Raw genomic sequence first — 14,064 nt, forward strand, 5'->3', positions numbered from 1 at the left:
ATAATATTTTAAAATCATTTATAAAGTATTATGAATTTACAGTCTATCTAGCCTAATATTAATGGATTTGTTAAGTTACACATATTTTTACAAATCCAAATTATGTCTTAGTACATTAAAATATACTTTGAATATCTTAACCCTAAAAATTGCATAATTTCATTCATGTACATATTGTTTTTACTTTATTATCCATTTACTTAAAAATATTTCGATTAAGCTTCGATGAAATTTAGATATTTAAAAAAAAAAATCTTTATTACATGAAAAAAATGGACTTTTATCAAAGTCCATTTTTTTGCTATTTATCTTTATTTAAATAAAAAATTTCAAATCAACAGTTAAATCACGGTAAATTACTTTAAACTTTTTATAAAATTTTCTATTCTATCTGATGCTTCTTTTAATTGTTCCATACTATATGCATAAGAAATTCTCATATGACCTTCTCCACCAATTCCAAAAGCTGAACCTGGAACAACAGCAACACCTGCCTCTTTTAGAAGCCTTTCACAAAATTCATCACTTTTCATATTGAATTTTTTTATAGATGGAAACATATAAAAGGCCCCCATAGGAACATTTGATTCGAATCCCATTTTAATAAATCTATTATATAAATAGTCTCTTCTTTTTATAAATTCTTTTCTCATATATTCTACATCTTCCATGCAGCTTTTAAATCCCTCACAAGCTGCCCACTGAACAATAGATGGTGCACATGATACATTATATTGGTGAACCTTCATTATGGCATTCATAAAACCTTCTACTGCACACACATATCCTATTCTAAGACCTGTCATAGAAAACATTTTTGAAAAACCACCAACAGCAATTACTTTATCCCTTATATCATCAAATTGAGCTATAGAATAATATTGATCTTCAAAACATAATGAACTATACATTTCATCAGTTATAGCTACAATTTCATTATCTTTAATTATCTCATGGAGTTTGTTATTATCTTCCCTTGATAAAATAGCTCCAGTTGGATTACATGGGTATGATACAACTATAGCCTTAGGTTTTTCTTTGCTTATTAAACTTTTCAATTCCTCAAAGTTAATAGAAAAATTGCTGTTTAAGCTATAATTTATAATCTCTCCTCCAATAAGCTTTACACAGCTTTCATAAGCTGGATAAGCTGGCGTTGGTATAAGAATCTTGTCTGAAGGATTCAATAAAGCTGCAAAAACATCCATTAACCCCTCGCTGCCACCAACGGTAATACATATTTCATCCTTATCATAGTTTATGTTTTGGTTTTTTAAATAGTTTGATATTCCTTCCCTAAGCTCTACAATTCCTGCATTTGATGTATATGTAGTTTTGTTTTCATTTATTGCTTCAATCATAGCCTTTTTAATTTTATCAGGTACATTAAAATCAGGCTGACCTAAAGTTAAGGAAATAGCATTTGGGTAATTAACTACTTTGTTGAAAAACTTCCTAATACCTGAAATCTCTATATTTTGCACATTTCTAGAAATAGTATTATCCATATTACATTAGCCCCTCTCTATTTATATAATGAATTTTAGCTTTAATACTTTATCAATATATTATCATAAAAACCTTTTTATCAAAACATTATGTTTAGTTTATATTATGTAATCAAAATAATAAAATCAAGACTTTATTTCTTTATATAGTAAAAAACAACAATCGCTAAGCAATTAAATTACTTAGCGATCCTTCTTTTCATTACCTGGCAACGACCTACTCTTCCACAGAGCCTCCCCTGCAGTACCATCGGCACTATAAAGCTTAACCATCGTGTTCGGAATGGGAACGGGTGTTACCTTTATGTCATTATCACCAGATTTATTTAATTTTAGAGATTTTGTTATCTCAAAATTGCACAGTGAATTTATTTGGTCAAGCCCTCGACCTATTAGTATCAGTCAGCTGAACATGTTACCATGCTTACACCTCTGACCTATCAACCTTGTGTTCTTCAAGGGGTCTTACTAGCTTACGCTATGGGAAATCTAATCTTGAGGTGGGTTTCACGCTTAGATGCTTTCAGCGTTTATCCCGTCCCGACATAGCTACCCAGCCATGCTCCTGGCGGAACAACTGGTACACCAGAGGTCAGTCCATCCCGGTCCTCTCGTACTAAGGACAGCTCCTCTCAAATTTCCTACGCCCGCGACGGATAGGGACCGAACTGTCTCACGACGTTCTGAACCCAGCTCGCGTGCCGCTTTAATGGGCGAACAGCCCAACCCTTGGGACCTACTTCAGCCCCAGGATGCGACGAGCCGACATCGAGGTGCCAAACCTCCCCGTCGATGTGGACTCTTGGGGGAGATCAGCCTGTTATCCCCGAGGTAGCTTTTATCCGTTGAGCGATGGCCCTCCCACGAGGAACCACCGGATCACTAAGCCCGACTTTCGTCCCTGCTCCACCTGTATGTGTCGCAGTCAGGCTCCCTTCTGCCTTTGCACTCTTCGAACGATTTCCAACCGTTCTGAGGGAACCTTTGGGCGCCTCCGTTACTTTTTTGGAGGCGACCGCCCCAGTCAAACTGCCCACCTAACAATGTCCCGTGACCAGTTTCATGGCCGCCGGTTAGAATCCCAATACTGTCAGGGTGGTATCCCAAGGATGACTCCACAGAAGCTGACGCCCCTGTTTCGCAGTCTCCCACCTATCCTGTACAGACAATATCGAAACTCAATGCTAAGCTGCAGTAAAGCTCTACGGGGTCTTTCCGTCCAATCGCGGGTAGCAAGCATCTTCACTTGCACTACAATTTCGCCGGATTTGTTGTCGAGACAGTGCCCAAGTCATTACGCCATTCGTGCGGGTCGGAACTTACCCGACAAGGAATTTCGCTACCTTAGGACCGTTATAGTTACGGCCGCCGTTTACTGGGGCTTAAGTTCATACCTTCGCTTGCGCTAAGTATTCCCCTTAACCTTCCAGCACCGGGCAGGCGTCAGCCCCTATACTTCAGCTTTCGCTTTAGCAGAGACCTGTGTTTTTGCTAAACAGTTGCTTGGGCCTATTCTCTGCGACCTACTTTCATAGGCACCCCTTCTCCCGAAGTTACGGGGTCAATTTGCCGAGTTCCTTGACAACAATTCTTCCGATGGTCTTAGGATTCTCTCCTCACCCACCTGTGTCGGTTTGCGGTACGGGCACCAACATCCTCCATAGAGACTTTTCTTGGCAGCGTGGAATCAGATACTTCGCGGCATAAAGCCACTCCCCATCACACCTCAACATTAACCAGACGGATTTGCCTGTCTGATCTGTCTAAGTGCTTAGACACACATCCAATAGTGTGCACATCCTATCCTCCTGCGTCATCCCATTTGTAATAACGTCAATTGGCGGTATCGGAATATCAACCGATTGTCCATCACCTACGCCTTTCGGCCTCGGCTTAGGTCCCGACTAACCCTGAGCGGACGAGCCTTCCTCAGGAAACCTTAGGTTTTCGACCAATAAGATTCTCACTTATTTCTCGCTACTTATGCCAGCATACTCACTCCTGTACAGTCCACCGCTCCTTTCGGTACGACTTCACTCCATACAGGAAGCTCCTCTACCGCTCTTTCGAGCCCATAGCTTCGGTGGTAAGTTTTAGCCCCGGACATCTTCGGCGCAGGATCTCTTGACTAGTGAGCTATTACGCACTCTTTAAATGAGTGGCTGCTTCTAAGCCAACATCCTAGTTGTCTTAGAAATCCCACATCCTTTTCCACTTAACTTACACTTTGGGACCTTAGCTGATGATCTGGGCTGTTTCCCTTTTGACCACGGATCTTATCATTCGTAGTCTGACTGCTGAGATACAAGTATATGGCATTCGGAGTTTGATAGGGTTCAGTAACTGTTGTCAGCCCCTAGCCCATTCAGTGCTCTACCTCCATTACTCAATCTCAACGCTAGCCCTAAAGCTATTTCGAGGAGAACCAGCTATCTCCGAGTTCGATTGGAATTTCTCCGCTATCCACAGCTCATCCCATGGTTTTTCAACACCAACGTGGTTCGGACCTCCACGGAATTTTACTTCCGCTTCATCCTGGCCATGGATAGGTCACCCGGTTTCGGGTCTACGACATGCAACTTTTCGCCCTATTCAGACTCGGTTTCCCTTCGGCTCCGTACCTTAAGTACTTAACCTTGCTACATACCGTAACTCGCTGGCTCGTTCTACAAAAAGCACGTCGTCGCACATAAAAGTGCTTCGACCGGTTGTGGACACACGGTTTCAGGTTCTATTTCACTCCCCTTCCGGGGTTCTTTTCACCTTTCCCTCACGGTACTGCTTCACTATCGGTCACCAGTTAGTATTTAGCCTTGGGAGGTGGTCCTCCCTGCTTCCCACAAGGTTTCACGTGTCTCGTGGTACTCTGGAGTAGATCTGACTGCTATTTCTTTTCACTTACAGGACTGTTACCTTCTACGGCGGAGCCTTCCAGCTCTCTTCAATTAAGAAATCACAGTATTTATGATCTATCCGCAACCCCAGGAACAAGTTCCTGGTTTGGGCTCTTTCCCTTTCGCTCGCCGCTACTTAGAAAATCGATTTTTCTTTCTCTTCCTCCGGGTACTTAGATGTTTCAGTTCCCCGGGTTTACCTCCATAAACCTATGTATTCAGTTTACAGTACAATGCGTTAGCATTGTGGGTTTCCCCATTCGGAAATCTCTGGATCTCAGGCTATTTGCGCCTACCCAAAGCTTATCGCAGCTTATCACGTCCTTCTTCGGCTTCTGGTGCCAAGGCATTCACCATGCGCCCTTTGTAGCTTGACCATTCATGTGAAAATTGTCTTTCAACAATTTTCTTAGTTAAAATCTACAAAGGTTTTTTTACTTATATAATAAGTAGTTTTACCTTTAGCTTTACTTTTAATTTAAAAGTTATATTCACTGTGCAATTTTCAAAGAACAATTTGAAGAATTAGATTCTTCAAAATTAAACAGAGCTATTAAATAAACCTTCAAAGTAGAATTACCTACTTTGTCGACTCCTTAGAAAGGAGGTGATCCAGCCGCAGGTTCTCCTACGGCTACCTTGTTACGACTTCACCCCAATTACTAACCCCACCTTCGGCCGCTGGCTCCTTACGGTTACCTCACGGACTTCGGGTGTTGCCAGCTCTCATGGTGTGACGGGCGGTGTGTACAAGGCCCGGGAACGTATTCACCGCGACATGCTGATTCGCGATTACTAGCAACTCCAGCTTCATGTAGGCGAGTTTCAGCCTACAATCCGAACTGAGATGAGTTTTAAAAGTTTTGCTCCACCTCACGGTCTTGCATCTTTCTGTACTCACCATTGTAGCACGTGTGTAGCCCTAGACATAAGGGGCATGATGATTTGACGTCATCCCCACCTTCCTCCCGGTTAACCCGGGCAGTCTCACTAGAGTGCTCAACTTAATGGTAGCAACTAATGATAAGGGTTGCGCTCGTTGCAGGACTTAACCTAACATCTCACGACACGAGCTGACGACAACCATGCACCACCTGTCTCCCTGCCCCGAAGGGCTTCCCTCATTACAGGTAATTCAGGGGATGTCAAGTCTAGGTAAGGTTCTTCGCGTTGCTTCGAATTAAACCACATGCTCCGCTGCTTGTGCGGGCCCCCGTCAATTCCTTTGAGTTTTAATCTTGCGATCGTACTTCCCAGGCGGAATACTTATTGCGTTAGCTGCGGCACAGAAGGAGTCGATACCTCCTACACCTAGTATTCATCGTTTACGGCGTGGACTACCAGGGTATCTAATCCTGTTTGCTACCCACGCTTTCATGCCTCAGCGTCAGTTACGGTCCAGAGAATCGCCTTCGCCACTGGTGTTCTTCCTAATCTCTACGCATTTCACCGCTACACTAGGAATTCCATTCTCCTCTCCCGCACTCTAGATATCCAGTTTCAAATGCAGTTCCCAAGTTAAGCTCGGGATTTTCACATCTGACTTAAACATCCGCCTACGCATCCTTTACGCCCAGTAAATCCGGACAACGCTCGCCACCTACGTATTACCGCGGCTGCTGGCACGTAGTTAGCCGTGGCTTCCTCCTTGGGTACCGTCATTATCGTCCCCAAAGACAGAGCTTTACAACCCGAAGGCCTTCATCACTCACGCGGCGTTGCTGCATCAGGCTTTCGCCCATTGTGCAATATTCCCCACTGCTGCCTCCCGTAGGAGTCTGGACCGTGTCTCAGTTCCAATGTGGCCGATCACCCTCTCAGGTCGGCTACGCATCGTGGCCTTGGTGAGCCGTTACCTCACCAACTAGCTAATGCGCCGCGGGCCCATCTCAAAGCGGATTACTCCTTTAATTAGTAATTCATGTGAAAAACTAATGTTATGCGGTATTAATCTCCCTTTCGGAAGGCTATCCCCCACTTTGAGGCAGGTTGCCCACGTGTTACTCACCCGTCCGCCGCTAATCCATCCCCGAAGGAATTTCATCGCTCGACTTGCATGTGTTAAGCACGCCGCCAGCGTTCGTCCTGAGCCAGGATCAAACTCTCAATTTAAAAGTTTAATCTGTACTCAAATTATTGACGTTAAACTAATAAGTTTAACTAATACTGGCTTATTTAAAATAAGATCTATATCTTACTTTCACTCTGTTTAATTTTCAAGGATCTTGCCGCATCTCAGCGACTTTTATATCTTATCATGTTCATCTTAGCTTGTCAACTAGTAATTTGTTACCAATTTGACCTTGCCAAGTTGTCACTGATTTGTGATCAGGTATACATTTTATCACGCTAATTTAAGCTTGTCAACCAGTAACTTATTACCAACTAACTAATGTAATTTATGACCACCTGTAATTTCTTCAAGCGACAAGTGATATCTTACCACCTTTACAATTATAAAAACTTAATAACACATATGATTACTTCACATGAACCTTATAATTCACACTCATTCTTCTATATACTTACTAATTCATATACTGACACACCTGACTTAGTTTACTTGAAATAAACTACGGATTTTATTTTAAATTGATCAAAATCACTTTTTCGAAAAAAATTTATATAGAATAGGTGATATATAAAAGTTTAAAATTGTATAGATCTACTGAATTAAATTTCCTATATTATAAAAGAACTGATTGGTTAAATTTAAGCATTATTAAATTAAGTATATATTTATTATAAACGTAAAAAAAGACTACATATCTGTAGTCTTTAACAATTCATATAAAATTGGCTCCGCGAAAAGGATTCGAACCTTCAACCTATCGGTTAACAGCCGAGTGCTCCACCATTGAGCTATCGCGGAACGCATTACCTGGCAACGACCTACTCTTCCACAGAGCCTCCCCTGCAGTACCATCGGCACTATAAAGCTTAACCATCGTGTTCGGAATGGGAACGGGTGTTACCTTTATGTCATTATCACCAGATTTATTTAATTTTAGAGATTTTGTTATCTCAAAATTGCACAGTGAATTCATTTGGTCAAGCCCTCGACCTATTAGTATCAGTCAGCTGAACATGTTACCATGCTTACACCTCTGACCTATCAACCTTGTGTTCTTCAAGGGGTCTTACTAGCTTACGCTATGGGAAATCTAATCTTGAGGTGGGTTTCACGCTTAGATGCTTTCAGCGTTTATCCCGTCCCGACATAGCTACCCAGCCATGCTCCTGGCGGAACAACTGGTACACCAGAGGTCAGTCCATCCCGGTCCTCTCGTACTAAGGACAGCTCCTCTCAAATTTCCTACGCCCGCGACGGATAGGGACCGAACTGTCTCACGACGTTCTGAACCCAGCTCGCGTGCCGCTTTAATGGGCGAACAGCCCAACCCTTGGGACCTACTTCAGCCCCAGGATGCGACGAGCCGACATCGAGGTGCCAAACCTCCCCGTCGATGTGGACTCTTGGGGGAGATCAGCCTGTTATCCCCGAGGTAGCTTTTATCCGTTGAGCGATGGCCCTCCCACGAGGAACCACCGGATCACTAAGCCCGACTTTCGTCCCTGCTCCACCTGTATGTGTCGCAGTCAGGCTCCCTTCTGCCTTTGCACTCTTCGAACGATTTCCAACCGTTCTGAGGGAACCTTTGGGCGCCTCCGTTACTTTTTTGGAGGCGACCGCCCCAGTCAAACTGCCCACCTAACAATGTCCCGTGACCAGTTTCATGGCCGCCGGTTAGAATCCCAATACTGTCAGGGTGGTATCCCAAGGATGACTCCACAGAAGCTGACGCCCCTGTTTCGCAGTCTCCCACCTATCCTGTACAGACAATATCGAAACTCAATGCTAAGCTGCAGTAAAGCTCTACGGGGTCTTTCCGTCCAATCGCGGGTAGCAAGCATCTTCACTTGCACTACAATTTCGCCGGATTTGTTGTCGAGACAGTGCCCAAGTCATTACGCCATTCGTGCGGGTCGGAACTTACCCGACAAGGAATTTCGCTACCTTAGGACCGTTATAGTTACGGCCGCCGTTTACTGGGGCTTAAGTTCATACCTTCGCTTGCGCTAAGTATTCCCCTTAACCTTCCAGCACCGGGCAGGCGTCAGCCCCTATACTTCAGCTTTCGCTTTAGCAGAGACCTGTGTTTTTGCTAAACAGTTGCTTGGGCCTATTCTCTGCGACCTACTTTCATAGGCACCCCTTCTCCCGAAGTTACGGGGTCAATTTGCCGAGTTCCTTGACAACAATTCTTCCGATGGTCTTAGGATTCTCTCCTCACCCACCTGTGTCGGTTTGCGGTACGGGCACCAACATCCTCCATAGAGACTTTTCTTGGCAGCGTGGAATCAGATACTTCGCGGCATAAAGCCACTCCCCATCACACCTCAACATTAACCAGACGGATTTGCCTGTCTGATCTGTCTAAGTGCTTAGACACACATCCAATAGTGTGCACATCCTATCCTCCTGCGTCATCCCATTTGTAATAACGTCAATTGGCGGTATCGGAATATCAACCGATTGTCCATCACCTACGCCTTTCGGCCTCGGCTTAGGTCCCGACTAACCCTGAGCGGACGAGCCTTCCTCAGGAAACCTTAGGTTTTCGACCAATAAGATTCTCACTTATTTCTCGCTACTTATGCCAGCATACTCACTCCTGTACAGTCCACCGCTCCTTTCGGTACGACTTCACTCCATACAGGAAGCTCCTCTACCGCTCTTTCGAGCCCATAGCTTCGGTGGTAAGTTTTAGCCCCGGACATCTTCGGCGCAGGATCTCTTGACTAGTGAGCTATTACGCACTCTTTAAATGAGTGGCTGCTTCTAAGCCAACATCCTAGTTGTCTTAGAAATCCCACATCCTTTTCCACTTAACTTACACTTTGGGACCTTAGCTGATGATCTGGGCTGTTTCCCTTTTGACCACGGATCTTATCATTCGTAGTCTGACTGCTGAGATACAAGTATATGGCATTCGGAGTTTGATAGGGTTCAGTAACTGTTGTCAGCCCCTAGCCCATTCAGTGCTCTACCTCCATTACTCAATCTCAACGCTAGCCCTAAAGCTATTTCGAGGAGAACCAGCTATCTCCGAGTTCGATTGGAATTTCTCCGCTATCCACAGCTCATCCCATGGTTTTTCAACACCAACGTGGTTCGGACCTCCACGGAATTTTACTTCCGCTTCATCCTGGCCATGGATAGGTCACCCGGTTTCGGGTCTACGACATGCAACTTTTCGCCCTATTCAGACTCGGTTTCCCTTCGGCTCCGTACCTTAAGTACTTAACCTTGCTACATACCGTAACTCGCTGGCTCGTTCTACAAAAAGCACGTCGTCGCACATAAAAGTGCTTCGACCGGTTGTGGACACACGGTTTCAGGTTCTATTTCACTCCCCTTCCGGGGTTCTTTTCACCTTTCCCTCACGGTACTGCTTCACTATCGGTCACCAGTTAGTATTTAGCCTTGGGAGGTGGTCCTCCCTGCTTCCCACAAGGTTTCACGTGTCTCGTGGTACTCTGGAGTAGATCTGACTGCTATTTCTTTTCACTTACAGGACTGTTACCTTCTACGGCGGAGCCTTCCAGCTCTCTTCAATTAAGAAATCACAGTATTTATGATCTATCCGCAACCCCAGGAACAAGTTCCTGGTTTGGGCTCTTTCCCTTTCGCTCGCCGCTACTTAGAAAATCGATTTTTCTTTCTCTTCCTCCGGGTACTTAGATGTTTCAGTTCCCCGGGTTTACCTCCATAAACCTATGTATTCAGTTTACAGTACAATGCGTTAGCATTGTGGGTTTCCCCATTCGGAAATCTCTGGATCTCAGGCTATTTGCGCCTACCCAAAGCTTATCGCAGCTTATCACGTCCTTCTTCGGCTTCTGGTGCCAAGGCATTCACCATGCGCCCTTTGTAGCTTGACCATTCATGTGAAAATTGTCTTTCAACAATTTTCTTAGTTAAAATCTACAAAGGTTTTTTTACTTATATAATAAGTAGTTTTACCTTTAGCTTTACTTTTAATTTAAAAGTTATATTCACTGTGCAATTTTCAAAGAACAATTTGAAGAATTAGATTCTTCAAAATTAAACAGAGCTATTAAATAAACCTTCAAAGTAGAATTACCTACTTTGTCGACTCCTTAGAAAGGAGGTGATCCAGCCGCAGGTTCTCCTACGGCTACCTTGTTACGACTTCACCCCAATTACTAACCCCACCTTCGGCCGCTGGCTCCTTACGGTTACCTCACGGACTTCGGGTGTTGCCAGCTCTCATGGTGTGACGGGCGGTGTGTACAAGGCCCGGGAACGTATTCACCGCGACATGCTGATTCGCGATTACTAGCAACTCCAGCTTCATGTAGGCGAGTTTCAGCCTACAATCCGAACTGAGATGAGTTTTAAAAGTTTTGCTCCACCTCACGGTCTTGCATCTTTCTGTACTCACCATTGTAGCACGTGTGTAGCCCTAGACATAAGGGGCATGATGATTTGACGTCATCCCCACCTTCCTCCCGGTTAACCCGGGCAGTCTCACTAGAGTGCTCAACTTAATGGTAGCAACTAATGATAAGGGTTGCGCTCGTTGCAGGACTTAACCTAACATCTCACGACACGAGCTGACGACAACCATGCACCACCTGTCTCCCTGCCCCGAAGGGCTTCCCTCATTACAGGTAATTCAGGGGATGTCAAGTCTAGGTAAGGTTCTTCGCGTTGCTTCGAATTAAACCACATGCTCCGCTGCTTGTGCGGGCCCCCGTCAATTCCTTTGAGTTTTAATCTTGCGATCGTACTTCCCAGGCGGAATACTTATTGCGTTAGCTGCGGCACAGAAGGAGTCGATACCTCCTACACCTAGTATTCATCGTTTACGGCGTGGACTACCAGGGTATCTAATCCTGTTTGCTACCCACGCTTTCATGCCTCAGCGTCAGTTACGGTCCAGAGAATCGCCTTCGCCACTGGTGTTCTTCCTAATCTCTACGCATTTCACCGCTACACTAGGAATTCCATTCTCCTCTCCCGCACTCTAGATATCCAGTTTCAAATGCAGTTCCCAAGTTAAGCTCGGGATTTTCACATCTGACTTAAACATCCGCCTACGCATCCTTTACGCCCAGTAAATCCGGACAACGCTCGCCACCTACGTATTACCGCGGCTGCTGGCACGTAGTTAGCCGTGGCTTCCTCCTTGGGTACCGTCATTATCGTCCCCAAAGACAGAGCTTTACAACCCGAAGGCCTTCATCACTCACGCGGCGTTGCTGCATCAGGCTTTCGCCCATTGTGCAATATTCCCCACTGCTGCCTCCCGTAGGAGTCTGGACCGTGTCTCAGTTCCAATGTGGCCGATCACCCTCTCAGGTCGGCTACGCATCGTGGCCTTGGTGAGCCGTTACCTCACCAACTAGCTAATGCGCCGCGGGCCCATCTCAAAGCGGATTACTCCTTTAATTAGTAATTCATGTGAAAAACTAATGTTATGCGGTATTAATCTCCCTTTCGGAAGGCTATCCCCCACTTTGAGGCAGGTTGCCCACGTGTTACTCACCCGTCCGCCGCTAATCCATCCCCGAAGGGATTTCATCGCTCGACTTGCATGTGTTAAGCACGCCGCCAGCGTTCGTCCTGAGCCAGGATCAAACTCTCAATTTTAAAGTTTAATCTGTACTCAAATTATTGACGTTAAACTTATTAGTTTAACTAATACTGGCTTATTTAAAATAAGATTTATATCTTACTTTCACTCTGTTTAATTTTCAAGGATCTTGCCGCATTTCAGCGGCTCTTGTATTTTATCATGTTTGCTTTTACTTGTCAACTAGTAATTTTTACTTGTCTGACACTGCTAAGTTATCACTAATTTGTGATTGGATGTCTATCATATCATGCTTAAATCAGTTTTGTCAACTAGTAATTTCTTACCAATTCAACTGACGTTTTCTGCGGCTTATTTACCACCAGATTTACATCTTATCACTATCACTCAAAGCTGTCAATCGGTAATTTCAACCAATCTCTCTACAATCTAACACTTTATAAAAAACTAATAATTATTCACAGTGCTTACTGCACTTCCAAGTGACAAGTGATATCTTACCACTTATAAAAATACAAAGAATTAATACAATTCTCCACAATTTAAAATATACTTGATAATATTCATTAATTCTCTATTATACTTACTATTTTGTATATGGACACGCCTGAGTTAGTTTATATGATATATTTTTATCAAAAATATTACAGTGAGATAATTGCTCTTTAATATAGATATCTCACTGTAGTGGTTTTAGTAAAGATAATTTAGATTTTTAAGTTTACTTTCAAACTATTTTTTCATTCATAATATTATTTAACTTTAACTTTTGGATTCTAGCTTCTACTTCTTTCCTATCTGTAGAATATAATCCTGACTTTTGCATTCTCTTAAAGTATTCAGCACCTGCAAAAGTATATCTATTTCTTCTTCCTTCTTTAGTCATCATTTTATAATTTGCAAAAGCTATAATATCTCCTATAGCTGTAGTCTTTGGGAGAATAAGAGGAGGCATATTTAATACACATCTTACTGCATTATGACCTGCTAATGTTCCAGTACATATAGCTTCTGTGTGTCCTACAAAAAGTCCACTTTTTTCGCCACCACAGAATAAATTGCTTATTCCTTTTACTTTCATATCGTCCGTTCTAGGGGCTACAGATAAATACCTAATGGAGTTACCCTTTCCACCTGCATAAGGATCAACATATTTTGAATTTTCTAATCCTTTAATTTTTCTTAACTTTTGCAGTGGATAGTAAGATGTCATAAGTTTTGCATGCCCAGTATCTAATAGTACTACGTTTTCAGCAAATTCTTTTAATGCATATTGTTGACATACCTTTGCCTTCAACTTATCCATATTTACATCCTCTTTAGGAACCTTTAAAACAACTACCCCTTTTTTATCTAACTCTTCTACTATATTATCAGCTAGACTTTCCTTACACAATTTACAAGAACCACTAAAGGCTCCATATATATCATCTTCTCTTTCTCCTTGAAGATCATCTACACCAGCTCTCATACTTATACTAACTCTTGGTCCAAAGGCAGGACATCTAAGTACACACATTGAACATCCATTTCCATATCTCAAACAGTTTCCCATAGGACCTGTAGATCCTGTAGTTTCAACAAATACATCTCCCTCCACATAACTTCCATCTGATAAATATATTCCTTTTATCTTATTTTCATCTTTGTTTACATCAATTATTCTACATATCATATTTAATTCTATATTCATAGCTTCTATATATCTTCTTACTGCAGGTTCAATTTTATTTACATCATAAAGCCATGCATGTTTATGTCCGGGAAAATCTACATTTTTATGCCTTGTATTGCTATCAGTTATATTTATTAAGTCTCCTGCTCCTAAGGCTATTAATTCTTCTGCTGCAGTATATCTTCCATTGTTTCTCATTATCCCTCCTACATTACCAAGTCCTAACAACATATCAGTTTTTTCATAAAGAGAAACATTATCTGCGCCTGCCTTTTTTGCACTTATAGCCGCCGCACATCCGGCCCATCCACCGCCAATTATAACTACTTTCATTAAAAAACCTCCTATATTAAATTATAAAT

The 14,064-nt window shown here is 43.0% G+C and carries 2 protein-coding genes, 1 tRNA gene and 6 rRNA genes; all 9 read right to left on the minus strand.

Annotated features, from left to right (window positions below):
* Nucleotides 1-356: 356 nt before the first annotated feature.
* The 9 genes from Q6H37_RS26350 to Q6H37_RS26390 all read right to left on the minus strand — a co-directional run bounded on the left by Q6H37_RS26350 (nucleotide 357) and on the right by Q6H37_RS26390 (nucleotide 14,035).
* Nucleotides 357-1,508, minus strand: a complete 1,152-nt coding sequence (locus tag Q6H37_RS26350; protein ID WP_318737866.1) for a pyridoxal phosphate-dependent aminotransferase — start codon at nucleotides 1,506-1,508, stop codon at nucleotides 357-359.
* Between the two features lie 204 nt (nucleotides 1,509-1,712).
* A 5S ribosomal RNA gene (gene rrf, locus Q6H37_RS26355) occupies nucleotides 1,713-1,829 on the minus strand.
* A gap of 51 nt (nucleotides 1,830-1,880) precedes the next feature.
* A 23S ribosomal RNA gene (locus Q6H37_RS26360) occupies nucleotides 1,881-4,779 on the minus strand.
* 223 nt (nucleotides 4,780-5,002) lie between these two features.
* Nucleotides 5,003-6,514 (minus strand): 16S ribosomal RNA (locus tag Q6H37_RS26365).
* A 685-nt stretch (nucleotides 6,515-7,199) separates the two neighbouring features.
* Nucleotides 7,200-7,274 (minus strand) — tRNA-Asn (locus tag Q6H37_RS26370).
* A 7-nt stretch (nucleotides 7,275-7,281) separates the two neighbouring features.
* Nucleotides 7,282-7,398, minus strand: a 5S ribosomal RNA gene (rrf, locus tag Q6H37_RS26375).
* 51 nt (nucleotides 7,399-7,449) lie between these two features.
* Nucleotides 7,450-10,348 (minus strand): 23S ribosomal RNA (locus Q6H37_RS26380).
* A 223-nt stretch (nucleotides 10,349-10,571) separates the two neighbouring features.
* A 16S ribosomal RNA gene (locus tag Q6H37_RS26385) occupies nucleotides 10,572-12,083 on the minus strand.
* Together the 16S, 23S and 5S rRNA genes with 1 tRNA gene alongside form the textbook arrangement of a ribosomal RNA operon.
* 671 nt (nucleotides 12,084-12,754) lie before the next feature.
* On the minus strand, nucleotides 12,755-14,035 hold the full coding sequence (locus tag Q6H37_RS26390) for an FAD-dependent oxidoreductase (protein ID WP_318737867.1): 1,281 nt from the start codon (nucleotides 14,033-14,035) through the stop codon (nucleotides 12,755-12,757).
* Between the last annotated feature and the right edge of the window lie 29 nt (nucleotides 14,036-14,064).

This window comes from Clostridium sp. JS66 (assembly GCF_033561535.1).
GTDB lineage: Bacteria > Bacillota > Clostridia > Clostridiales > Clostridiaceae > Clostridium_AM > Clostridium_AM carboxidivorans.